At 39.5% G+C, this 20,997-nt stretch carries 33 protein-coding genes and 2 pseudogenes; 22 read left to right on the top strand and 13 right to left on the bottom strand.

Features of this window, described 5'->3' with window-relative positions:
* Window positions 1–83: 83 nt before the first annotated feature.
* The 5 genes from ACFIMQ_RS07535 to ACFIMQ_RS07515 all read right to left on the bottom strand — a co-directional run bounded on the left by ACFIMQ_RS07535 (window position 84) and on the right by ACFIMQ_RS07515 (window position 2,788).
* Window positions 84–401 carry a hypothetical protein gene (locus ACFIMQ_RS07535; RefSeq protein WP_375607465.1) on the bottom strand — a complete coding sequence of 106 codons (318 nt, stop codon included), beginning with the start codon at window positions 399–401 and terminating at the stop codon, window positions 84–86.
* A 12-nt stretch (window positions 402–413) separates the two neighbouring features.
* Window positions 414–1,172 carry an antA/AntB antirepressor family protein gene (locus tag ACFIMQ_RS07530; protein ID WP_375703723.1) on the bottom strand — a complete coding sequence of 253 codons (759 nt, stop codon included), beginning with the start codon at window positions 1,170–1,172 and terminating at the stop codon, window positions 414–416.
* Between the two features lie 9 nt (window positions 1,173–1,181).
* Complete coding sequence (locus ACFIMQ_RS07525) at window positions 1,182–1,517, bottom strand: Rha family transcriptional regulator (protein ID WP_375635163.1); 336 nt, start codon at window positions 1,515–1,517, stop codon at window positions 1,182–1,184.
* Between the two features lie 122 nt (window positions 1,518–1,639).
* On the bottom strand, window positions 1,640–2,014 hold the full coding sequence (locus ACFIMQ_RS07520; RefSeq protein WP_375703722.1) for a hypothetical protein: 375 nt from the start codon (window positions 2,012–2,014) through the stop codon (window positions 1,640–1,642).
* A gap of 156 nt (window positions 2,015–2,170) precedes the next feature.
* Entirely contained in the window at window positions 2,171–2,788 is a 618-nt protein-coding gene (locus ACFIMQ_RS07515; RefSeq protein WP_375607534.1) for a helix-turn-helix transcriptional regulator, read from the bottom strand.
* A gap of 109 nt (window positions 2,789–2,897) precedes the next feature.
* On the opposite strand from ACFIMQ_RS07515, the gene ACFIMQ_RS07510 reads away from it, so the two are divergent.
* The 5 genes and pseudogenes from ACFIMQ_RS07510 (at window position 2,898) to ACFIMQ_RS07490 (ending at window position 6,070) form a co-directional block, all read left to right on the top strand.
* Window positions 2,898–3,149, top strand: a complete 252-nt coding sequence (locus ACFIMQ_RS07510; protein ID WP_375703721.1) for a helix-turn-helix transcriptional regulator — start codon at window positions 2,898–2,900, stop codon at window positions 3,147–3,149.
* Window positions 3,150–3,277: 128 nt separating this feature from the next.
* Window positions 3,278–4,386 (top strand): annotated as a pseudogene (locus ACFIMQ_RS07505) (YdaU family protein).
* Entirely contained in the window at window positions 4,301–4,756 is a 456-nt protein-coding gene (locus ACFIMQ_RS07500; protein ID WP_375703720.1) for a hypothetical protein, read from the top strand. The pseudogene ACFIMQ_RS07505 and the gene ACFIMQ_RS07500 overlap by 86 nt, the downstream one beginning before the upstream one ends.
* Window positions 4,757–4,936: 180 nt before the next feature.
* Window positions 4,937–5,284, top strand: a complete 348-nt coding sequence (locus tag ACFIMQ_RS07495) for a hypothetical protein (RefSeq protein WP_375703719.1) — start codon at window positions 4,937–4,939, stop codon at window positions 5,282–5,284.
* 237 nt (window positions 5,285–5,521) lie between these two features.
* Window positions 5,522–6,070, top strand: coding sequence for an antA/AntB antirepressor family protein (locus ACFIMQ_RS07490; protein ID WP_375633208.1), 549 nt, complete (start codon window positions 5,522–5,524; stop codon window positions 6,068–6,070).
* A gap of 48 nt (window positions 6,071–6,118) precedes the next feature.
* Here the strand turns inward: ACFIMQ_RS07490 and ACFIMQ_RS07485 are convergent, their stop codons facing one another.
* Both ACFIMQ_RS07485 and ACFIMQ_RS07480 read right to left on the bottom strand, forming a co-directional pair.
* Entirely contained in the window at window positions 6,119–6,547 is a 429-nt protein-coding gene (locus tag ACFIMQ_RS07485; RefSeq protein WP_375633209.1) for a type II toxin-antitoxin system HicB family antitoxin, read from the bottom strand.
* 69 nt (window positions 6,548–6,616) lie between these two features.
* Window positions 6,617–6,808, bottom strand: a complete 192-nt coding sequence (locus tag ACFIMQ_RS07480) for a hypothetical protein (protein ID WP_038473479.1) — start codon at window positions 6,806–6,808, stop codon at window positions 6,617–6,619.
* A gap of 238 nt (window positions 6,809–7,046) precedes the next feature.
* Between ACFIMQ_RS07480 and ssb the strand changes: the two genes are divergently transcribed.
* Window positions 7,047–7,502: a single-stranded DNA-binding protein gene (gene ssb, locus ACFIMQ_RS07475; protein WP_375703718.1), complete on the top strand. Its 456-nt coding sequence runs from the start codon at window positions 7,047–7,049 to the stop codon at window positions 7,500–7,502.
* Window positions 7,503–7,513: 11 nt separating this feature from the next.
* Window positions 7,514–8,056 carry a hypothetical protein gene (locus tag ACFIMQ_RS07470; RefSeq protein WP_375703717.1) on the top strand — a complete coding sequence of 181 codons (543 nt, stop codon included), beginning with the start codon at window positions 7,514–7,516 and terminating at the stop codon, window positions 8,054–8,056.
* Between the two features lie 2 nt (window positions 8,057–8,058).
* On the opposite strand, the gene ACFIMQ_RS07465 is transcribed toward ACFIMQ_RS07470, so the two are convergent.
* Window positions 8,059–8,481: a type II toxin-antitoxin system HicB family antitoxin gene (locus ACFIMQ_RS07465; protein WP_375607163.1), complete on the bottom strand. Its 423-nt coding sequence runs from the start codon at window positions 8,479–8,481 to the stop codon at window positions 8,059–8,061.
* A 20-nt stretch (window positions 8,482–8,501) separates the two neighbouring features.
* The gene (locus ACFIMQ_RS07460; RefSeq protein ID WP_019220217.1) at window positions 8,502–8,684 is read right to left on the bottom strand and encodes a type II toxin-antitoxin system HicA family toxin; all 183 of its coding nucleotides are present in this window, start codon (window positions 8,682–8,684) and stop codon (window positions 8,502–8,504) included.
* Window positions 8,685–9,029: 345 nt separating this feature from the next.
* Here ACFIMQ_RS07460 and ACFIMQ_RS07455 point away from each other — a divergent pair, with 345 nt between their 5' ends.
* The 3 genes and pseudogenes from ACFIMQ_RS07455 to ACFIMQ_RS07445 all read left to right on the top strand — a co-directional run bounded on the left by ACFIMQ_RS07455 (window position 9,030) and on the right by ACFIMQ_RS07445 (window position 11,035).
* Window positions 9,030–9,350: a hypothetical protein gene (locus ACFIMQ_RS07455; protein WP_375607176.1), complete on the top strand. Its 321-nt coding sequence runs from the start codon at window positions 9,030–9,032 to the stop codon at window positions 9,348–9,350.
* Window positions 9,351–9,353: 3 nt separating this feature from the next.
* Window positions 9,354–9,924: pseudogene (locus ACFIMQ_RS07450) on the top strand (hypothetical protein).
* 583 nt (window positions 9,925–10,507) lie between these two features.
* Window positions 10,508–11,035: a Rha family transcriptional regulator gene (locus ACFIMQ_RS07445; RefSeq protein ID WP_375680959.1), complete on the top strand. Its 528-nt coding sequence runs from the start codon at window positions 10,508–10,510 to the stop codon at window positions 11,033–11,035.
* On the opposite strand, the gene ACFIMQ_RS07440 is transcribed toward ACFIMQ_RS07445, so the two are convergent.
* Entirely contained in the window at window positions 10,982–11,206 is a 225-nt protein-coding gene (locus ACFIMQ_RS07440) for an Arc family DNA-binding protein (RefSeq protein WP_375628914.1), read from the bottom strand. The two genes, ACFIMQ_RS07445 and ACFIMQ_RS07440, sit on opposite strands and share 54 nt — an antisense overlap.
* A 75-nt stretch (window positions 11,207–11,281) precedes the next feature.
* On the opposite strand from ACFIMQ_RS07440, the gene ACFIMQ_RS07435 reads away from it, so the two are divergent.
* Genes ACFIMQ_RS07435 through ACFIMQ_RS07425 form a run of 3 tightly spaced genes read left to right on the top strand, consistent with a single transcriptional unit; the run spans window position 11,282 to window position 12,514 of the window.
* Window positions 11,282–11,485, top strand: coding sequence for an Arc family DNA-binding protein (locus ACFIMQ_RS07435; protein ID WP_004859798.1), 204 nt, complete (start codon window positions 11,282–11,284; stop codon window positions 11,483–11,485).
* Window positions 11,478–12,239 carry a phage antirepressor KilAC domain-containing protein gene (locus tag ACFIMQ_RS07430; protein ID WP_375703716.1) on the top strand — a complete coding sequence of 254 codons (762 nt, stop codon included), beginning with the start codon at window positions 11,478–11,480 and terminating at the stop codon, window positions 12,237–12,239. The genes ACFIMQ_RS07435 and ACFIMQ_RS07430 overlap by 8 nt, the downstream gene beginning before the upstream one ends.
* Complete coding sequence (locus ACFIMQ_RS07425; protein ID WP_375628917.1) at window positions 12,236–12,514, top strand: hypothetical protein; 279 nt, start codon at window positions 12,236–12,238, stop codon at window positions 12,512–12,514. The genes ACFIMQ_RS07430 and ACFIMQ_RS07425 overlap by 4 nt, the downstream gene beginning before the upstream one ends.
* 48 nt (window positions 12,515–12,562) lie before the next feature.
* Here the strand turns inward: ACFIMQ_RS07425 and ACFIMQ_RS07420 are convergent, their stop codons facing one another.
* From ACFIMQ_RS07420 to ACFIMQ_RS07410, 3 genes are all read right to left on the bottom strand, one after another.
* Window positions 12,563–12,844 (bottom strand): type II toxin-antitoxin system YafQ family toxin, encoded by a 282-nt coding sequence (locus tag ACFIMQ_RS07420; protein ID WP_375628921.1) that lies wholly within the window; start codon window positions 12,842–12,844, stop codon window positions 12,563–12,565.
* A complete protein-coding gene (locus tag ACFIMQ_RS07415) occupies window positions 12,831–13,094 on the bottom strand; it encodes a type II toxin-antitoxin system RelB/DinJ family antitoxin (protein WP_039757918.1) in 264 nt (87 codons plus the stop codon). The genes ACFIMQ_RS07420 and ACFIMQ_RS07415 overlap by 14 nt, the downstream gene beginning before the upstream one ends.
* A 124-nt stretch (window positions 13,095–13,218) precedes the next feature.
* Window positions 13,219–13,428, bottom strand: coding sequence for a hypothetical protein (locus ACFIMQ_RS07410; RefSeq protein ID WP_375703715.1), 210 nt, complete (start codon window positions 13,426–13,428; stop codon window positions 13,219–13,221).
* Between the two features lie 75 nt (window positions 13,429–13,503).
* Between ACFIMQ_RS07410 and ACFIMQ_RS07405 the strand changes: the two genes are divergently transcribed.
* The 9 genes from ACFIMQ_RS07405 to ACFIMQ_RS07365 are packed head-to-tail and all read left to right on the top strand — an operon-like array spanning window position 13,504 to window position 20,937.
* Complete coding sequence (locus ACFIMQ_RS07405; protein WP_375616753.1) at window positions 13,504–14,055, top strand: hypothetical protein; 552 nt, start codon at window positions 13,504–13,506, stop codon at window positions 14,053–14,055.
* A 31-nt stretch (window positions 14,056–14,086) separates the two neighbouring features.
* Window positions 14,087–16,015, top strand: a complete 1,929-nt coding sequence (locus tag ACFIMQ_RS07400; RefSeq protein ID WP_375703714.1) for a phage terminase large subunit family protein — start codon at window positions 14,087–14,089, stop codon at window positions 16,013–16,015.
* 3 nt (window positions 16,016–16,018) lie between these two features.
* On the top strand, window positions 16,019–16,267 hold the full coding sequence (locus ACFIMQ_RS07395) for a phage head-tail joining protein (protein ID WP_375610732.1): 249 nt from the start codon (window positions 16,019–16,021) through the stop codon (window positions 16,265–16,267).
* Complete coding sequence (locus tag ACFIMQ_RS07390) at window positions 16,267–17,811, top strand: phage portal protein (RefSeq protein WP_375703713.1); 1,545 nt, start codon at window positions 16,267–16,269, stop codon at window positions 17,809–17,811. Before ACFIMQ_RS07395 ends, ACFIMQ_RS07390 begins: the two co-directional genes overlap by 1 nt.
* A complete protein-coding gene (locus tag ACFIMQ_RS07385) occupies window positions 17,801–18,868 on the top strand; it encodes a S49 family peptidase (RefSeq protein ID WP_375703712.1) in 1,068 nt (355 codons plus the stop codon). Before ACFIMQ_RS07390 ends, ACFIMQ_RS07385 begins: the two co-directional genes overlap by 11 nt.
* The gene (locus tag ACFIMQ_RS07380; RefSeq protein WP_375703725.1) at window positions 18,751–19,131 is read left to right on the top strand and encodes a hypothetical protein; all 381 of its coding nucleotides are present in this window, start codon (window positions 18,751–18,753) and stop codon (window positions 19,129–19,131) included. Before ACFIMQ_RS07385 ends, ACFIMQ_RS07380 begins: the two co-directional genes overlap by 118 nt.
* Window positions 19,128–19,496 (top strand): head decoration protein, encoded by a 369-nt coding sequence (locus ACFIMQ_RS07375; RefSeq protein ID WP_375607153.1) that lies wholly within the window; start codon window positions 19,128–19,130, stop codon window positions 19,494–19,496. Before ACFIMQ_RS07380 ends, ACFIMQ_RS07375 begins: the two co-directional genes overlap by 4 nt.
* Before the next feature lie 12 nt (window positions 19,497–19,508).
* The gene (locus ACFIMQ_RS07370; RefSeq protein WP_375703711.1) at window positions 19,509–20,585 is read left to right on the top strand and encodes a major capsid protein; all 1,077 of its coding nucleotides are present in this window, start codon (window positions 19,509–19,511) and stop codon (window positions 20,583–20,585) included.
* Between the two features lies 1 nt (window position 20,586).
* Complete coding sequence (locus ACFIMQ_RS07365) at window positions 20,587–20,937, top strand: hypothetical protein (RefSeq protein ID WP_375703710.1); 351 nt, start codon at window positions 20,587–20,589, stop codon at window positions 20,935–20,937.
* The last annotated feature ends 60 nt before the right edge of the window (window positions 20,938–20,997 follow it).

Raw genomic sequence — 20,997 nt, 5'->3', positions numbered from 1 at the left:
TTTTTTACTTTTATCGGTTCTTGCATCATAAAATTCTTTTATTTCATCAGTAAGTTCGTATTTCTTTTCCATGATTTATCCCCCTACCTTAAAATAGCGTCACTTCCATAAAATGCTGTATCGCCGGCTACTATGGCATTACCACGAACTTTTGCGTTATTATAAACTTCGGCATCATCATAAACCTTCGCATTTTCAGAGATATATGCATTTTGATAAATACAAGCATTGCCTCCAACCCAGCAATTATCATCATGGCTAAGATTCCATTCACTCTCGACAAAGCCTCCAAGGTCGCCTTCTTTGACATCATCAAAATCTTTTAAGGCGCGTATGCGATAAAGCGTTATTCCATCAATTTTGATTGTTTCATCAGTGAGTTTATATTTCTTTTTTATCATAATAACCTCCTCTTAATGCATGCTTTGTCTTTTAAGCTCTTGAGACAGCAGCCCCATACCTTTTGTGGTGATTTTTGCGCAAGGAATGACCTTTTCTATTCCATTTGCGGTTTGAAGTGTGATAGTTGGACAATCCATAAGTTTCTTTTGGATTTTGTCTTGATACGGTAGCAAATTTCCACCTACTGCTCGTCTGTAAACCCAACCTTTTTGCTGTAAGAAGAGAATGAATTGTTTTGGTTGCATCTCAAGTATTTTAGCGGTTTCTGTAAGACTAAACAGTCCGTCATGACGTTGTAAGCTTTCAAGAGCCATGGCTTTTGGTGTTAAATCTTCAATGATGGTGTCTTTTTGATCTATTTGACCTTGTAGGTAATTCAAAAAGCCAATCATAGCCTTTGGACTTGAATAGTCGATTTGTGGTGTTACTACTTGCTTTACACGCTTTTCACATTCGATAAAGTATAAACGGGCTTCTCTCCCTTTCTGATTGTTCTCAAGCATAGAAAGTTCTTTGGCTCTATCGAGTGTGAGATAGTAGTTAATCGCGATAACAGCCCTAGATTTTGCGCTCGCCAAATTTGGCGACCGCAAATCTTGTGTTTTTACAAAGTCTTGTCCTTCTATAAAATTGTATCTGGTAATACGGTCCTTAATCCAATTTGAAAAGTCACGTTTTGCCTCTAAGAATGCATGCAGATCACGTGCATTTACTGTCTGAACTATTTCCTGATCAATGATTTGTTCTTTAATCTCTATGAGAGTGTTCATGATGAACTCCTATGCAGTCTGTTTAATTTTATTTTTAAGATGCATCATGATAGCTGCTCGTATTTCAGGTCTCGAAAAATCGATTTGGGGATTAGCTGCTTGCTCTTCTAATTTTTTCCAATAATCTATGATTTTTGCGCGTAACACAGTGTTATAACCTAAAATGACAATAAGAGATTCACGTTTAGGAAGATGATAACAAGGAAGAGTACGACCTGTTGAATCTTTGTATAATCCAGCAAAATTACTCAGGTCGATTTTAAGTTCGCTAAATAGTTTACGAATATCTTGCATTACATGGCCATGTCTTTTACCGCATAACTCTGCAATTTCAATGCTAGACATGGTTGGAATTGTTTCGTGTTTGTTTGTATTTTGCTGGATAGCAATTAGCTTTTCCATTACGGACCTCATATTGGGTGGGATTGATGAATGAAAGGGGGCGCTTTTAAATACGCCCTCAGAATTTAAAGCACATCACAAGGACGCAAACGGTGTTGTTGTTCGTAGGTCCCGTAGACCTCATCATTATATTTTTCTTCTGCTAACTCAGATAAAAGATCATGGTAAGCATTACTTTCACGTACAAAGTAATGAACCTCACTATCCTCATGGAGATGTTCAATATTTTCTTTTACATATGCTTCTGCAATTTCTTCAGAAATATCTTCGCAACTTTTTTCAGAAGGATTGACGCGAAAGATTTGAATTGCATCATTTGCCTCGTCAATAATGCTTAGAATTTGGCTTGCATCAAGTGGTCCAGACTCTGCAATGTTTTGATTATCATCGTAGGAAACTAATAAAATTTCATTGGAATTTATAAGAATTGGCTTATCCATAATTTTTCCTCCCTAACGCCTCTTGGCGATTGTTTGTGCGTGGTTTGTATAATTACTTATATAACTATAATTATAAAACAGCAAGCAAAAAATTATAAAAAATTATATTTTTATAAAAAATATTATAATATCTTGCTGAATAAGAGGGGAGGATAATTAGCGATAAGTCCGAATCATCTTGCTGTAAGAACTTATTGGCAAAATAGCAAATATTTCTCCAACCCACACAATTTTAACATTCTTAATAGGTAAGGCATTCCAAGAAAGCAGATCTATTTCACCATTCATGCCCCTGCTAATCTGCTTTATATATCTTTTATTATCATGTGTTAAAATAACGGCTTCTTTGCCAAAAAAGGATTCTATTGTTTTAATTTGGCGCCGTCTTACGATAACCATATCTCCATCTTTATAGGCTGGAATCATAGAATCTCCTTTAACTTCAAAAGCAACCATATCATCAGGTAAAGCAAAAGGAATTTCTACTTGTTCAAGACCATCTTCAGGGATTTGTTCAAAACTTGGATCTATCTGTGTTCCTGCTCCAATATACCCCATAAGAGGAACAAAAGTTGTGAAGTGATTATCCCCTTTTAGTTCTTTATATAATTCTAAAATGGCATCTCTATTAGAGCCGCGTGGATCAGAATCTTTTAACCACTTAGACACTGAAGCTTGTGTTACGTTTAGCCGTTTGGCTACATCTTCTTGCGTTAAGTTAAACTCGGTCAAAATCTTTTTTAATGTGTTTATAATATTAGATTTATTACTCATACTTCTGCTTACCTTATTTTTTTATCGTTGATAAAGATAAATTTCATTGACTTTATATAACTATAATTATATGAATAAAATAAGACAAAGCTGTAATTGGAGCTTGTAAATGGATCAACGAGAAGATTTTAAGAATTTGACTAAGTCAATACGGGGCAAATTTAATTGGACACAATCAGAAATGGCGAAAATGCTTGGTGTAACTCAAGCAGCTGTTTGCAAGTGGGAAAAAAGAGGATCTATCTCCGTAATAAATTATCTAAAGCTGCAAAAGTTGAAGGATAGTTCTAGCTCTAGTTCTGCTTTTATTGCTGCTCATACAGATAATAATGAACAGCAACAGCACCCTTCACACTCTTAAACAGGCATTAAATAAAGAGACCAAATTAATAGATTACGCGCCACCATACGCGCACATATAAATAGGCAACAGCCTTAAGGGGGGGATTATGATCACTCATTTATATTTAATAAAAAAAGGGGATGCGCATGTCTAATGGTATGCCATGGATAAGATTCCATTTGTATGACTGGATAAGTGGTACAGATGGAATGACGTTAGAGCAAAGGGGCGCTTATATGACGCTTCTCGTTCGCATGTACGATAAAAAAGCACCAATTAAAGAAGATTTTGAAACGCTTGCACGTGCTTGCAATTGTTCGCAGAAAAAATTTGCAGCTATTGTCGAATACTTAATGAGGAATGATAAACTTGTTGAGACAGATAAAGGATTGTGGAATACGCGCGTTGAAGAAGAGCTAAACGATTTTGCTGATAAAAAAGAGCATATATCACAAGTTCGTAGTGAGGCTGGCAAAAAAGGTGCACAAGCAAAAAACAATACAAAACAACATGTTAATAATTTTGCTGAAGCAAACGACAAGCAAAATCTAGCTATAAAGAACCAGAATAAGAATAATATATATATAAAAAATAAAACTATCGTTTTATCAAAAAAAGAAATTGATTTTGAAGATTTAGAAATCACTGATTTGGTTCAAGAGCCAATCGAGGTTGCTGCTGTTGAGACCACATCAGAGCAAAACGAAACGATAGCAGATAACCAATCTCCCATTCACGAGCAGACAAGCGTTCCGAAAAAAGCTAAGCGGTCAAAAGCTAATCGGGGCTGTCGATTACCGGATGATTTCGAACCCGATTACGATTTTGCAATCGAAGCGGGTTTGCCTTCAGAGCGTGTGAAAGTCGAAATCGCAAAGTTTCGAGATTACTGGCGTTCAAAAGCCGGAGCCAATGCAACCAAAACCGATTGGCAAGCAACATGGCGTAACTGGGTACGCAAGGCGGTTGATGATTTAGAGAAAACGAAAAACACAAACAACAGTGGTGGAAACAATGGAAACTTTTCAAAAGAACAAAAAACTTGTGGTGGTACCGGAGAAACAATCCGTAACCTTATCCGTAGAGCTTTAGTGAATCCGCTTCAAAACAGTGCAGATCAGATGGCGCAATGCGTAACAAGGGATTATCCTTGGACCTTGATCAGTGGCATGGAATTGACACCAGCCCTAGAGGAACAAGCTTTAGAAGCTTATCAGACAGTTCAAAACTTACTTTCCTTGAAAGCGTCTGTTGAAGATATTGCAGAGGCTCTTGATGTGCTTGAAGGCGGTTTGACAATGCAAAAAGTTTCAAATCCAGAGGCACGTGCAAAGGCTTATATCGCGGCTCTTAACGGCATCTCACTTTGGTCTTTGTTGCAAGCTGTTAAAAATCTGATCCGTGGTGAGGCAAAAGGTATGTCAACAACCTTTGTCCCCTCATGTGCTGATCTGGTGCAGTATTGTCGTGATTTAGAAAGCGGGCTTTATGGTGTTGCTGAGAAGGTTTTTATCGCTGTTGAAAATACGCGTAACCTAGCCTTAGGAGGCAAGCGCATTTCATGCATGAGAATAGGCAAGCCTAGTGAAGAGCAACATAACAGTAGCAATTCAAAAGCAGCTTAAAACAGCAAACTAGTGAAAAGTGCTGATGGTTTTGTGATTAGATATGCGTTTAAATCATCAAAAATGTACCGTACAAAGCGATTTAAATATTTTATGATGAAAAACACCAGTAATATAAAACGCTCTGTACGGTCAAATTTAAGGTAAATTAACCTATTGGTAAAATTATGGACTAAAAACATGGAAATTTTAAAACAACTGTTCTTAACAAATCATAAACAGCCTATGCAAAAAAAGTGGGTTGCAACGGCTGTTGGGTATGTTCCTTGGGGAGATGGAGCAGAGGAGTATTTTTACAACCTCTACGAATATGAAGACGGTACAAGAGAGTGTGAAAAGTTTGATGGCGGTCAGTATTATACCACACCAGAAAATGCGGATTTTAGTACCAAAGCGCAAGTGAAAGCGTGGGTTTACGGTGGGAATATTCCGAAAAGCGTTCTCAATTACGAGCCTCTTATAGACGAGATCAACAGAGAGATCAAAAAATTTTCAGAAGCTTCTGAAAAAACAATGATTAGATGCTAACTCATATCAGGAACAACTTGACAAATTTTTAAAAGCCATTAGGTTACGAAGCAGGCTTAAAACACCTGTAACCAATCGGTTCAATAGTATCCCGAAAGATCTGTTGCCCATCATAAGAAATTTTGTCCAGGGTCTTCACATGTATGTCCAAGGGTAACCTAAAGATGTGAAGGACTGAATTGGTTCGGTTGTTTTAGCCCTGGATACTTAAACTTTTAAAACAAAGGAACCAATATTATGAACACTCTTATTAAAATATCAGAAAAAATTATTGAACAAGAAATTGTGCAAACGGTCAATGCTCGTGAGTTACACGCATTCATGGAAATAGGAAAACGTTTCGCTACTTGGATTACGGATCGTATTAATCAATATACATTTGAAGAAGGTAAAGACTTCATAAAAACACAAGATTTGCGGTTCCCAAAATTGGGAAGCGCAAAATCTAGAGCTGTTACAGTAATAGAATACCATCTCACTTTAGATATGGCAAAAGAGCTTTCCATGGTTGAACGCAACGAGAAAGGCAGACAAGCTCGTCGTTACTTTATCGAGTGTGAAAAAAAGTTAAAAAGCCAATCTGTTGATAATGACCGTGATACACGCTTTGATTTTCCAAAAGATTGGGATAAAATGTCTCCAACTAAAAAGGCTGTTTACATTTATGGCCCTCTCCACATGCATCTTGTTAAAGCCTTTACATTGGTAGAAGAAAGCAAACAGTATAAAACACTCATTGAAGAAGCAAAACAGGTTTTAGAAAAATCTGTTGTAAAAGCTGCTTAGATTTAAAAACATGATTTTATCTTCTCGTCTTCAAAGGCGAGGAGATAGTTAAGCCGCGTTTTTTATTGTAATAACGACTTGCTTGCCGAGAACACTCAGTGCTTGCTCTAAAGTTTGAAGCTTAGTTGGATAATTGGGGTCAAGAATGCGTCTTGCTTCTGTTTCTTTTTTACCCAAACGATGTGCCAATTCTGTTTTTGTAATATTCGCTTCATTAAAGGCTTCTACCACTGCGAGCTTAAGAGCATTCCACGCATCTACCGTAACTTCTACAAGGTCTTTGTACTGCCGTGGTGTAGGCAAAGGCAGACCGCGCATAGAATAGCTCCGTAATGCCAACCCTAAAGCTTCAACAGCATTCTCTAATGCCTCTACTCTATTTTCTCCAGCTGTTATTGCTTCAGGTACATCTGGAAAAGTCACAATAAAACCACCATCCGGATCAGTTTCAAATTTTGCTTGATACGTATATTCCATGTTTAGGTCTCCTCACTATGATCAAAATATTTTTGAAACGAAAAATTAAAAACGTATGAAATACGAGTTTCATATTCCCAATTGTTTTTTTATTATCTTCACGTAAAGTGGCGTTAATTCACCCGATTTTATAACAGTTGTTTTGTCTCCAAAAGTTACCAAATAATGTGACCCTTTGCCTGCATCTGGAGCTTCACTGTAATGAAGACCTCTTTTTCTGGCTTCTTTGCGTAACTCTCTAAGCAGCGCTTCTCGTTTCATTTAGCCTCCCCTTAATTTGATAAAACCAATATCGCACAAAAAGGTTCGATTGTCAATAATAAATCAAGCAAAAAAGCCTTGCCTTTTTATAACACAGCTATTGAGTGAGTTTATCAAATAAGATTATAAAGTAATACTTTAAAAAACTGTGATTAATTAACTGAAATAATTGAAAAAATAATAAAATTATGCTAAGATTTTTTACATATTTAAATACAAATTTAAGGTAACAAAAAACATGCTAAACAAAGTGACATTAATAGGACGCCTCGGTGCTAACCCCGAAAGCAAAACCATGACTTCTGGAGCTGAAATAGTCAATTTTAGTATAGCAACTTCTGAAAGCTATACTGATAAAAAGACCAATCAAAAAATAGATAAAACGGAATGGCACTCCATTGTGGTTTTTAATCCACATTTAGCAAAAATTGCACTTCAATATCTCAACAAAGGTTCAAAGGTTTACATAGAAGGAAAATTACAGACACGCAAATGGCAAGATAAAAATGGGCATGACCGTTATACAACAGAGATTGTCTTACCACAATTCAAAGGCGAGTTGTATTTGCTTGATGCCAAAAAAGATCAATCGGCATCCCCTACCCCTTCACCTATTACTTCTCAAAATTATGCTATCGCTTCAGGGGCTGCTGATCATAGTGCACTCATTAATAATGATAGCATACCATTCTGATTGAAAAAAATATGACAAAAAGAAAAAAACGTGCAAAACGTGGACGTCCTCGTATTAATGGATGTCTCAGAGAACCCAATGGTCGTATCTCGCGAGCAAAAATACCGCGTGAACCGATTGATAAATTGGCAATTGAAATGCGTGCCAAGCGATTTGGTTTGACCATAGAAGATGCTAAAAATCCGCTTTCGGCTACCTATATCGGACAGCTTTATCTGCAAGGTGTGATTAATCAAGATCAGTATGATGCTGCACAAAAATATCTTGAAGTGAGAAATAATTACCTCTGTGCAAAAGCCTTACCAAATGCAATTTATGATGACTTTACTCCATCTTTAAATGAAGAGGCAAAAAAACAATGGATTGAAAAAACTACTCATTACTATGAAGCAATGAAAGAGGTGCTAAAAGAAGCACAATGCCTTTATAGACAGCATAATCTTTATGCCGCACTACAATACGTTGTTGTAGAAGAGCAATCGTTACCATATCTTGTTAATTCACTGTGTGTCGTTCTTAATGCGCTTCATAAGCATTTTACACAAAACCGCTAAATTCAAGCAGCATTTTGAATATTAATAGAGATCTCTTTTCCAAGAGCAATGAGAGTAGATTCTAAGGCATCTAATTTGGTTGCGTGGTTTAAATCCAACAATCGGTCAATTTGTATTGGATGAAGTTTTAAAAGACGTACGAGATCAGCTTTGCGTAAGTTTTTTTCAATCATAGCGTTATGTATTGCAATTTTTAAAGTCACCAATGAAGATACTTCAACAAAAGGATAGGCAATATCACGATGTCCAAAGGGAATAAATTCACGATCTTGGAAACGCCCCATAATGACTGTTAAAAGTGCATTTTTAGCCTGTTCCAAAGCTTCTTTTTCATCGTTACCATAGGTAATAAATTCCTGAAAGTCTTTAGAGACGACTAGAAGAGTATCATTGTCATCTTTGATAAATTTGATTGCATATTTCATTTACACCTCCATATTCAGGCTTATTTTAGGTCAAGATCTTTAAGAATCTTCTGGACTAATCCTGTTCCTAATTCTTTTCGCGTACCATGCATAGGTAAAACGGACTTTTTAGAACCACGCTTTACAAGCAAATGCCCTCCCTTCCCTGAAGTAAAACTGCAACCATGCTTTGTAAGATATCTTTTCAATTCTTGACTATTCATTATAATAATATAACATCTAAAATGTTTCAATGCAACATAAATGTTGTATTAAAGGAAAATAAAGAACATCTTTTAAAACACCATATTTAGGTAAAAAAATAAAAAAAATACAAGATCATGATTTTTTTGTTGACATAGTGTAAAAAATCGTATTTAATGACAGCATGGCAGTAGTCGTATTGCGTCTAAAATTCAAAAATATCCCCAAAAATTCAGCAAAATGTCAACTTGAAGCGTGGCTAGAAAGCCCTGTTTTCTTGCTAATTCTGGCTAATTAATTTTTCACAAAATAAAAATCAATATTTGACTAATTATGTCATTAATTATGACTCAAAAGGAGCAATGATGAAAGCAATCATCACCAAGCCAATGTGTGTTGTTGGCGATAATAAAAGCACTGTTCGTTTTGAAACTTCAACTCCCAATAATCCATTTGTGGAGATTTCCAATCAAGTCTACGCACGTCTCAAGCGTGCAAATGCTGCTAAACCTTTTGTTGATGTTAAAACAAAAATAAAACCTGACAAGGTAGTTGAACAAATTAAGCAGATAGAACAAGAAGCCGTACAAACATCAACTGAATCAGCAGCTGAGGAAATTCCACTCGAACAACCCAAAACACCTAAAACTTCCAAGCCATCAACACCTACCCCAAAAAAGGCTTAAAAGTTGAAGTTAATCATCCACCAAAAATGGTATCTTCAACAGGCAAAAGATACCTTCACAAGCCTTCAAGCCCCTCGCCTCAATTGGGCCTCTAAACACTGCAGCAAAACAAGTTGAACGCTTTACTGAAAAGCAAATTGCCGACATCTCATCAGCCAAATCAAAGCGTGTTAAGCAAGGTATTTATATTAAAGAAAAGGCGACAGCAAGGTTTCTTGAGACAGATATCATTGGTTCTGGAACACCAATACCTCTTAAATTTTTTAAAGTAAACGAAACAAAACGCGGCGTAACTTACACACTGTTTGGAAAGAAAGAAATCTTACCCCATGGTTTTATCAAGGGAGGCAGTTTTCCAAAGCGTGTTGAATTAAAAAAGCTGAATGGTAATGTATTTCAAAGAGCGGATGGAGATAAATTTCCCATTGCAAAACAAGAAGGACCTTCAATTGCTAAAGTGATGTCCAAGCCAGAGATTGCAAGTGCTATTGCACAATATGCCAATGAAAGATTAACCAAAAACATACAGAGACAACTTTCTCGTCAAGAATACGCTGCTAATAAAAAAGGCTAGATCATGTTCTCAAGCTTTATCTATATATTCCATATTCTTATGAGTTTAGGCATTACATATTCTTATTACAATTTTAAAAACAGATTATCACTTATGCTTTGTTTTTTTCATAAAAAAATCAATAAAATCAACTCAAAAGGTACTTCCCAGCGGGTTGGCTTCGTTGCGGGGCAGGCGAGCGCAAACTATCGCTAGCGACAGAATTTTCAAATTGACTGTACATTGTACACTTAACTCATTGATAAATAACAATTTCAGTATGTTACTGTACAATATGGGATTATTTTTTAGAAAAAGTTTTTTATCACTTGACAAGACAGTATCATTATATCTATTGTCGAATCAGGTGCCTAGAAAACACCTTAAAATACCAAGCGGATTGGTTGCCGAAATAATCAGTCTTCTGAACATTAAAGATTTTGACTCATTATATGCTGTAGCATATAACGGTCTTGTCGGGTGTAGTTACACTATACAATACCCTCACGGGAAAGGTGTGACGACGGACTTGGTACCGTGTTTTCTAGCACCCGGCACTCTTTTAGAGTGTCGATAGAAAACCTCTATTACCAAGGAGTTCACAGTGAACACACTTATAGAAATTAAAGAAAGCACTGCTAATAGTGCTGTTACTCAGACTATGTCTAGTCGTGAAATTGCTGAGTTGTGTGGTAAACAACACGCTCATATCATGCGTGATATTCGGCAAATGTTAGGAGAACTATACCCTGAAGGGGGTCAATCCAAATTTGGATCCACCTATTTAGATAAACAAGGTAAGCCTCAAAACTGTTATAACCTACCCAAACGTGAATGTTTAATTCTTGTTTCGGGTTACAGCACTGCCTTACGAGCAAAAATCATAGACCGCTGGCAAGAATTAGAACAACAAGTAGCCACACCACAAGTTGACTATTCGAAACCTGAAGCATTACTTGGTGTCTTAAATCACTTACAAAGTCAAATAGAACAGAAAGACCATGTTATTGCCGAATTAGCATCAAAAGCAGAAGCGCTTGAAGGCTTAAAGCGTTTTGAGGGGGCTATGTGTGGCATCTTATTTTTTTTTATTCACGAGTGGTTGTTCAAGGAGCTTTTTGAGATCTTCTGAATTCATTGCCAGTAGGTGATTTAATGTAACGGTAGTGCGGATAGAATCTTCTAAACGAGCAAGAATTTCACCCGTAAGGCTACGATGATTTGCTTCCGCAAGCTCTTCCAATTGATTTTTCAGTTCAATTGGAATGAGAAATTTAAATTGCACACGATCTTTTTTTGTCATGCACCTAAAATATACCTAAAATACACTTGACACAAGGTACCTTTATGGTACTGAATATGTGCATATGGAGGTAAAATGAAAACGATCCAATATAAAATAAATATGCCACATACATTAAAGGAGTGGTTGTTTAATCGGGCGACTGAGAATGATCGCTCTCTTTCATCTGAAATAATTAACATTCTCAAAAAAGAAAAAGCGCTAGAGCATAAGTCAGCAAAAACTCTCTCTAACGCTTTACATCTAACTAACCTGAAAGAGGTCAATTACAATGAATAATAGCACATACTTACCTACCAATAAAGACAAATTAATCAAATTACGAGAAGTCGAAAACGAGCCTCGTGTTCGCGATGTGGACTTAGCAGAAAAATTAGGGTTTGTTCGTACACGTGACGTTAGAAAATTAATTACAAGAAATATGCAAGAAATAGAACGGTTTGGGAGGTGCGCCACTGTGGCGCACGTAATAAAGGGCAATAACGTAACAGAATATTGGCTTAACGAAGAGCAAGCGTTATTGATTGCGACATTATCGAATACAGAAAAATCTTCTCAAGTCCGTTATATGCTTATTAAGTTATTTGTTGCATGGCGTAGGGGCGAGATAAAGCAATCCTATGTTCAATCGATCGACTACTCCAGTCCAGCAGTAATGCTTGGTGTCTTAACGCATTTAAAAGATGAAAACGAGCGGAAAGACAATATCATTGCTAAATTAGAACCAAAGGCAAAAGCACTTGATGGTTTAAAGCGTTCTGATGGGCTGTTCGGTTTGATAGAAGCCGCAAAGATGCTTGAAGTGCGACCTAAGGATTTAACCAATTACTTGCGTAAAAATGATTGGGTCTATCGACGTGCTCCAGGAGCACCTCTGTTGCCTTATCAGGACAAGATCAAGAAAGGATTCATGGATTGCCCTGCTATTACTATCCAAAGACCTGATGGTACAGAAAAGGTACTCCCTTCAACGAAAATTACCTCCAGAGGATTAGCATGTTTAAGAGAACAAATTCATGGAGGTGTGCAATGAAAATAGATACCAACTTCTTATGCGATTTGTGGATGGCATTATCTCAATTTTCTAATGATGAAAATGTGAGCGACAAAGATTGTAGTGCTCTGGTTCAAACTATGAATGCAATAGAAAAGGTTCTAGTTTTAAAACTTCAAAATGACGTGCCTAATATTACAAAGATCTTGGCAATTCTTACAGATTTTGGAGCTTCAGAATTACCGCATAGCATGGATTCCTTGTTGCGCGCTTATGAACCAAATTTCGAGAGCCCCATTAAAAAAGTTGCTTAAATTCAAAAAACAGAAATCCCCTCTCCGTTCTCAAAATGGGGAGGTGATCTAAAGATCAAGTTGTGAATGAGAGCCTAGACGCACTAAAATCAATCGGTCTTGATCAATCAAGCGATAAATCAACACTAGATCAGGTCGAATATGACAATCTCGGTAATTATTCCAATTTCCAGTCAATGCATGATCACGGTACCGTATCTCTAGAGGTTGATCATTTGCTAATGCTGTGATGACTTTGCGTAAATCAGTATCTAAAAGATGCCGATGTTGCCCTTTCATTTCACGCTTAAAATCACGTTTGAAAATGGTGGTACGTTCAATCGTCCGCATAAAGATCATCAAATAATTCGTCTACGGAATGAAACTTTTTTAAATTGCCTTCATCAAGTTCGGCAAAAGCCGCTATGGTTTCTGCATTGGGTTGAAACAAAAAAGAAGGAATAGCTTTATCTTGCGCAATACGTGTCATCAACACTCTCACGACATCACTTACTGACAAACCAGAGGCTTGAATAACTTGACTAGCGACATTTTGAATTTCTTCCGGTACACGTGCCTGAACCATGCGACTGGTAGCCATAATGACTTCTCCTCTCTCAACTGTATTTCAATGTAATACAATTGAAGTTTAATTTCAACTGTAAAGCATTGTTTTTAGAGTGGGGAGGTGGTTATCTTAACAACCGCTTGCTTTTTTTAAGACTTCACCCACGTTTACGGCGCTCTTCTGTTACAGACTTTAAAAAGGAGGCTGGTAAAACGCCTTTAGCTGGCTTTAAGCGTGCAAGCTCTTCATCTGTCAATGGTGGAGAATCCACAGCTTCTAAATCTTCTTTTGTGTAGCCACATCTTATCGCAAAGTTTTTTTTAAAAGCCAACAATTCTTGTGTGACTTGAAGTGTATCCGTTCGCATATCGGAATATATACCCGATTATACCTGATTGTCAATTATTCGTAATTGGGAAGGAAATCCAAGAAAGGAGCAACTATGACCAAGAAAGTTCGTGAGGGGATATCGCTTCGTGCGTTTGCCAAAAAGATGCGTGTTTCTCCTAATGCAGTGGTTTCTCGATTTAAGACAGGGAAATTTGATAAAGCTCTTTTTGAAGATGGTTCTGTCAATGAAGCGCTTGCAACAGCTATCTGGAATGAGAATCCAACAAAACGCCCTGCTCCATTTTTAGCACCGGATGGTCAACCGCGAACAAAGATCAAACAAGTCTCTACAGAGGGTGCCAATGAATACAAGATTAAACTGGAGCGAATGCAAGTTGCCCTTGAAAGCGAGAAGATTGCCCTTGAACGCTTACGCGAAACAACCGTTGACCGTGAAGAAGTCAAGAGAGCAGCGCGTGAGTTTGGAAGAGCTCACCGTGACGCTATGTTGAATTTTCCTCATCGATTTGGTGCAAGCATTGCCGCACAGGTTGGATGTGATGCTGCAAGCCTAATCGGTGCCATTGATTATTACATACGAAAGGCTTTGCTTGAAGCTGTTCATATTCCAGTTCCTTATCATGATCCTCAACCTCCAGAATGAGAGAGTTTTTGGGGCGAGCAAAGAATGAATAATGGATGAGAATGCTGTTACAGAATTTTTCGCCTATGCCAATGATGCAAGACAACCGGACCCACCATACACGGTTTCCCAATGGGCGGACAAGAATAGATACCTTAGCACGGTAGCCAGTGCTGAACCTGGACTGTGGAGAACAAAACGGACCCCCTATCTGCGCGAAATCATGGATAATCTTTCTTCTTACGTGCCAATTGAAACAACCATTGTCATGAAAGGGGCGCAGGTTGGCATGTCAGAGGCAGGATTAAATTTCTGCGGTTATGCTATTCATTATAGTCCAGGACCTGCCCTTTATGTCATGCCAACCGTTGAGACGGCCAAAAAGCTTTCAAAGACGCGGCTTGATCCCATGATTATGGCAAGTCCAGTTTTAAGTGAACGCATAGCCCCAGCACGAGCACGTGACAGTGGGAATACCATGTTTTCGAAAGAGTTTGATGGTGGAGCACTGATGCTTACAGGAGCAAACAGTGCGGCTGGTCTGCGTTCTATGCCCATTCGTTATCTGATTTTGGATGAAGTGGATGGTTATCCTCTCAGTGTCGATAACGAAGGTGATCCAGTGATGATTGCGGAAAAGCGCACATCAACCTTTGTACAACGAAAGATCTTTAAATTGTCCACACCCACCCATCGTGACACAAGCCGTATTGCCAAGGATTTTGTACTAGGAGACCAGCGATATTACAACGTGCCTTGTGATGCATGTGGTACACTCCAGCCGATTGTTTGGTCACAAATCAAATGGCCGAAAGGGGCTCCCGAAAAAGCTGTTTTTGTTTGTGCGCATTGTGGTCATGAACATGCCGAGCACCGAAAAACAGATCTCATGTGTGAAGAAAGAGGCGCATGCTGGGTCCCAACCAGTGAGTCAAGCAGACCCAATTTGCGTTCTTATCATATTTCGGCACTCTATTCTCCTTGGCTTACATGGGGGGAATGTGCAAGAGAGTTTTTAAATGCCAAAGATGATCCAGCTCTTCTACAGCCTTTTGTCAATACAGTGCTTGGAGAGCCATGGGAGGACAGAACAGGCGAAGTTATTGATCCAGACAGCCTCTATGCAAAACGCGAAGAGTATCCCCTTGCACCAGAACAAGCCGTCGTGTTGACAGCAGGCATTGATGTGCAAAATGACCGTTTAGAGCTTGAAGTGGTGGGATGGGGGCGTAGTGAAGAAAGTTGGCATATTGATTATCAAGTGATCCTTGGTGATCCCTCTTCTTTTGAAGTGTGGGACCAATTGGATGAATATCTTGCAAAACGCTGGCCACATCCAGGCTATAAAGAGGGGATTAGGATAACAGCAGCTTGTATTGATACCGGTGGTGGACATACACAGGCGGTTTATAATTATGTGCGCCCGCGTGAGGGGCGGCGCATTTGGGGGATTAAGGGGCAAGCGGGATGGCGTGCGGTATGGCCACGCCGACCAAGCAAAAACAATAAAGGACAGATTAATCTTTATATTGTTGGGGTTGATGCCGCGAAAGATATCATTACAGCACGGTTTAAAAAATCGGGTCCTGAAGCAACGGGGGCTGGTGCAACACACTTTCACAAAAGCCTTGACCAGGAATATTTTGACCAGCTAACCGCTGAAAGAAAAGTCATCAAATATTTCAAAGGCTTCAAGCGTATTGAATGGCAAAAAAGCGAAAAGGCAAGAAATGAAGCCTTGGATTGTAGGGTCTATGCTTATGCGGCTTTACAAGGTCTGATTTCGGCGGGAATAAACCTTAATCGAGAAGTTGATATCTTAGAAGAGCGTTTGGAAAAACTTAAAATTGAAGGTTCTGTAGAGCAACCAACATCTGGGATTTCTTCATTCACTTCTCCAAGAAGATCTCAGATAGCAAAACCTCAAAGGAAACAATCCAGAACAGTGATGAATCCTTATATGCGAGGGGATTGGAGGTAATTTGTGGATGAAACTTTAGGACAATTTAACAGCAAAATTAACAGACTGGAAAGTTTAAAAAGGCGGCGTGAACAAATTGAAGAAGCTCTTTATTCGGGAGCACAATCGGTGCGCCATGGCGATAAGCAAGTAAGCAACCGCTCTGTTGAGGAACTGCGCAGAGCGCTTGAGATGCTGAACACACAAATAGCCAACCTTGAAGGGCGCAAGCGTTCACGCGTTTTCTATTTTAATATATCACGAGGCTATTAATGGCTGGCTTTATCAATAAACTCACGGGCTTTTTTAAAATTTCTCGTCAACACAATCCCCATTTTGAAGCGGCAAGCAAAAGCCGCCGTATGGGTGGTTTTGACCCCGCAAAGAAACATATCAATAAAGCGATTGAAGAATGCGGTGATACCATTGTTGCTCGTTCAAGATGGCTCTATGATAATGAATCTCTTTATGGGTCTGCAACAGAAGAATGGGTCTCTGCGGCTGTTAGTGATGGGATTAAACCCTATCCTCGTATTGAAGGTTTTCAAGAAGAAAAGAAAAAGCTTTTAGACTTATGGTGGCAATGGGCTGATGAAGCAGACTACGACGAAGATGCCAGCTTTTATGGGCTGCAAGCAACCATTGCACGAGAGGTCTTTTTAACCGGCGAATGCTTTGTAAGATTGCATTATGTTGACCTTTATGGGCGCTCTGGTGTGCCTCTTCAGTTGCAAGTTTATCCTACTGAAATGCTGGATCTCACCTATAATGGACCTGCTGAAATTGAAGGCAATTACATTCGTATGGGAATTGAATTCGATGCCAGTGGTAAGCGCGTTGCTTATCATTTCTGGGAACATCATCCCTATGATGATTGTCCTGCAAACAGAGCCTTTAAGAGCCAAGAGCGCATACGTGTGCCTACTGAAATGGTCCTTCATATCAAAGAACGCCGGATTGCCGGACAATTGCGCGGTTCTCCCAAAATAACGCGCTGTATGACAAAGATCTTTCAACTCGAATCCTATGATGATGCAGAACTTGATCGAAAAAGGACGGCGGCTCTTTTCGCAGCGTTTGTCAAGGACAATTCCCCAAACGTCGCAAAATTATCCGATAATCGTGATAAAAACGACGTTGAAGAAGAATACGAAGCACCTGCCATTGCACCCGGTGCATCTCTTTATTTAGGAGAGAATAAAGAGGTTACATTCTCTAACCCTGTTGAGGTTGGAGGTTCTTATGAGGCTTTCCAATTTCGCAATATTTCAAAAATTTGCTCGGCTCTCAATATGCCTTATGCCGTTGTGACTGGAGACGTTACGCGGGGGAATTTTTCCAATGTGCGAACCTCTATCATTCAGTTTAGACGGCATGTCAAACAATGGCGTGAACATATCATCGCCTTTCAGTTTAACCGCATTGTTTGGGAACGTTTTGTTGAAATGGCAGTGCTTTCTGGATGTGTCAATTTGCCAGGGTGGGAAGAAAATTCCTTGCCATGGCTGCAATGTGAAAGCTTTGCATCCCCGCTTGAAATGATTGATCCAAACAAGGATATCTCAGCGGAAAAAGAAGAAATTCGTGCAGGCTTGAAAACACGACGCATGGCACTTGCCGAGCGTGGCTTTGATATCGACAGCATTCATGCCGAACTTGAAGAAGAGCACACAGACGCTCGTGCACGCGGCTTATCTTTTGACACGGATATGGCAGCGCCTTCTGGTGAAAATCAAGCGATTGGTGATGAAGATTCAGAGACTTCTGAGACTTATGAAAACAACCAAGACAGTAAGGCGCAGACAAATGGTGAATAATCTCGACATGCCGTTTTTGGCATCACGGCTTTTTGGAGTTCCACACATGCTTGCCTCCACAAAGCTTGATATTATTCTCAATGCTCTTGCTCCACGGCTTTTTGCAAGTGAAAAGTTTCCCATTGAAGCTTATTCGCAAGGGAGTACAGAAGCTTTAAGACCACCAGAAACCTATGTGGTGCAAAACAATGTTGCTATAATACCGGTTCATGGCACGCTTGTACGCCGCGGTGCATGGCTTGGAGCTTTATCGGGATTGACTTCTTATGAAGGGTTAAGAGCTTCCTTTCGTGAAGCCATGGCACAGCCTGATGTGAAGGCTGTCTTACTTGATATTGACAGTGGTGGTGGAGAAGCAGGTGGCATCTTTGATTTGGTTGAAGAGTTTCAAACCCTTTCAAAACAATACAATAAACCCATTTGGGCGCATGCCAATGAATTTGCTTGTTCAGCGGCTTATGCCATTGCTTGTGCGGCTTCTCAAATATGGGTTGCCCGCACGGGTGTTGTGGGCTCGATTGGGGTTGTTTGCGCTCATCTTGACCAATCCCGTGCAGATGAGAAACACGGGCTTAAATGGACCTTCGTTTTTGAAGGTGATCACAAAACGCATGGCAATCCTCACGAACCCTTGAGCGATACAGCACAGATAAAAATGCAAGCCGATTGCGCCCTGCTCTACGAAATGTTTGTCGATTGGGTTGCAAAAAACAGACCTCTGAGTGCGGACGCAATTCGTGACACAAAAGCAGAAACTTTTATAGGCACCCAAGCTTTAGAGCTTGGATTAGCAGATGCGCAGGGTACCCTTGCGCAAGCTTTGGAAGCCTTAACGGCTTCCATATCACAAACCCCAACAGCAACAAAAGAAGGAAAAAACACATGGCACGCACACAATACCGCGCCCAAGAAGAGGATGATGAAAAAATTGTCGACATCATCAACGAAGATGAAGATGAAGAGGACGAGAGCGACATTGACGAAGATGCCGAAGTCTTTGACGATGAAGAAGAAAACGAAGACGAAGATGAGGACGAAGATAAACAAGAAAGCATAAAAGCTGCTCTTGAAAAGGAAAGAAAACGTGGCAAGGCACTGATAAACCTTGAAAGGCAAGCAAAGCGCCTAGGCGTTTCTTTTGATGCCGCAAAAGCCATTAAAAGCGGCATGAATGTTGAGAAAGCAAAAAATGTTGTTTTAACTGCTGCTGTCTCGAAAAGTTCATCTTTTAAATTATCACCCACGGTTCCTCACAGTGATGAAACGAGTAAGGCAAAAATTCATACAAAATGGAACACAGCTTGGAGGGCAATAAAATGAATAATATTATTTATGAAGACGTACGCAATGGCGCTTATCTTGGACCCTACGATACGGATATGTCAAACGAAGAAGTGGTTTTTGCATCAGGAGCCTTCATTGAAGCAGGAACTGTCATGGGGAAAATTACAGCATCAGAAAAATATGCCCCCCTTAATCCAGCAGCATCAGATGGCAGCCAAATCCCTGCTGGAATTTCTTTTGCCACTGTTGATGCCTCTCAAGCAGATCAACGTGCCGTGATGACAGCACGCTTATGCACTGTAAAAGCTTCTGAATTGCTATGGCCAGATGCCATTACAGATGAACAAAAAAGTGCTGCCATTCAGTCTCTCGAAGACCATAACAATATTTTATTGCGATAGGAGAATGCGCACATGGATATGAACTTTTTTAAACACGACGCTTTCTCTGCCACCACAATGATGAAAGCGATTGAAAACTATGAGTTTCAACCGGGGCTTATTAGTTCTCTTGATCTTTTTGAAGAAGTGGAAACAAGTACCACAGTGGTTGGTATTGAAAGACGGGACAATACATTGTCCTTGATTCAAACCAGTGAACGTGGCGCCCCCTTAGCAGAAGGTGACAGAGATGGGCGTAATCTTCGGTTTTTCAAAACAACACGGATTGCCAAAAGTGACACGGTGAAATCAGAGGAAATCCAGAACCGGCGTGAATTTGGTACAGAAGATCAACTCGAAACGGCAATGAAATATATTGCCAGAAAACAAAAGAAACTGATTTCTGAAATCGAATTGACATGGGAAAATATGCAACTCGGCGCTGTTCAAGGTGTCGTCCTTGATGCCGATGGCTCTGTCATTGTTGATTGGTACAAGGAATGGGAAATTACTCCACCAAAGCCGATTGACTTTAAACTGAATGTTGAGACAACCAATGTTGCGGACCATGTTGATCAAGTCATTATGAAAATGATTGAAGCTTCAAAGGGTGCATTCACTGACCGTTCACGCATTATTGGGCTTTGTGGAAATGAGTTTTTCTCCAAATTGAAAAACCATAAAACAATTCGTGAGACCTATCTCAACACAGCTCTTGCACAAACGTTGAATAGCGCTGGAGGTGTTGCAACACCAAGTGCAATTGGTTCAGGGAGCTTTGGTAGTTTTGACTTTGCTGGTGTAACCTTTATCAATTACCGAAGTATTCATAACTATAATCTGAATGCAAAAGCTGGAACAAAACGCGCTATAGGCATTAAGCCTGATGAATGTCAATTCTTTCCTGTTGATGCGCCTGGTGTCTTCCAAAAAACCTTTGCTCCTGGTGAAAGCTTGGATTTTGCCAACACGATTGGAAGACCTCTCTACACGATGCTAATCGTCGACCACGACCGTAATGCATGGGTAAAACCGGAGGTCTATAGCTATCCGCTTTATATTTGCACGCGTCCTGAAATGCTCTTTAAAGCAGTGATTGGAGCGAAATAACATGCGATGGCACGGGCTGCTAAACCAAATGGTTAAAGATGTGCGCAACACTTTTGGGCAGCCCATCATCTACACGCGAAAGGATAATCAACAATCGTTTCAAATTACAGCGATTTATGGCATTAAACATTCGGAATCGGAGGCTGGTGGCAGAATCCCCACGACAATCGCAAAAAAGGAACTTGACCTTTGTATCAATGATATCGGGGGAGTCCCACCAAAACCTCAAGATAGTATTGTGGTCATCTCTCCTGAAAACAACAAAGCCCCATCTCAAGAACACTTCGTGGTCACAGATGTCCAAGCCTCTGAATCCGGTATGTATAAGCTGATCTTGCGAGAACAGAAATAATAAGGCACCTTTGTCTAGCAAGCTGTTTTGATTATTGTTATAAAAATATTACGTTCCCAC

The sequence above is a fragment of the Bartonella sp. AD13SXNS genome, assembly GCF_042196465.1.
GTDB lineage: Bacteria > Pseudomonadota > Alphaproteobacteria > Rhizobiales > Rhizobiaceae > Bartonella.
The sequence above is the reverse complement of the archived record's forward strand: the minus strand, read 5'-3'. Positions and strand labels throughout refer to the sequence as shown.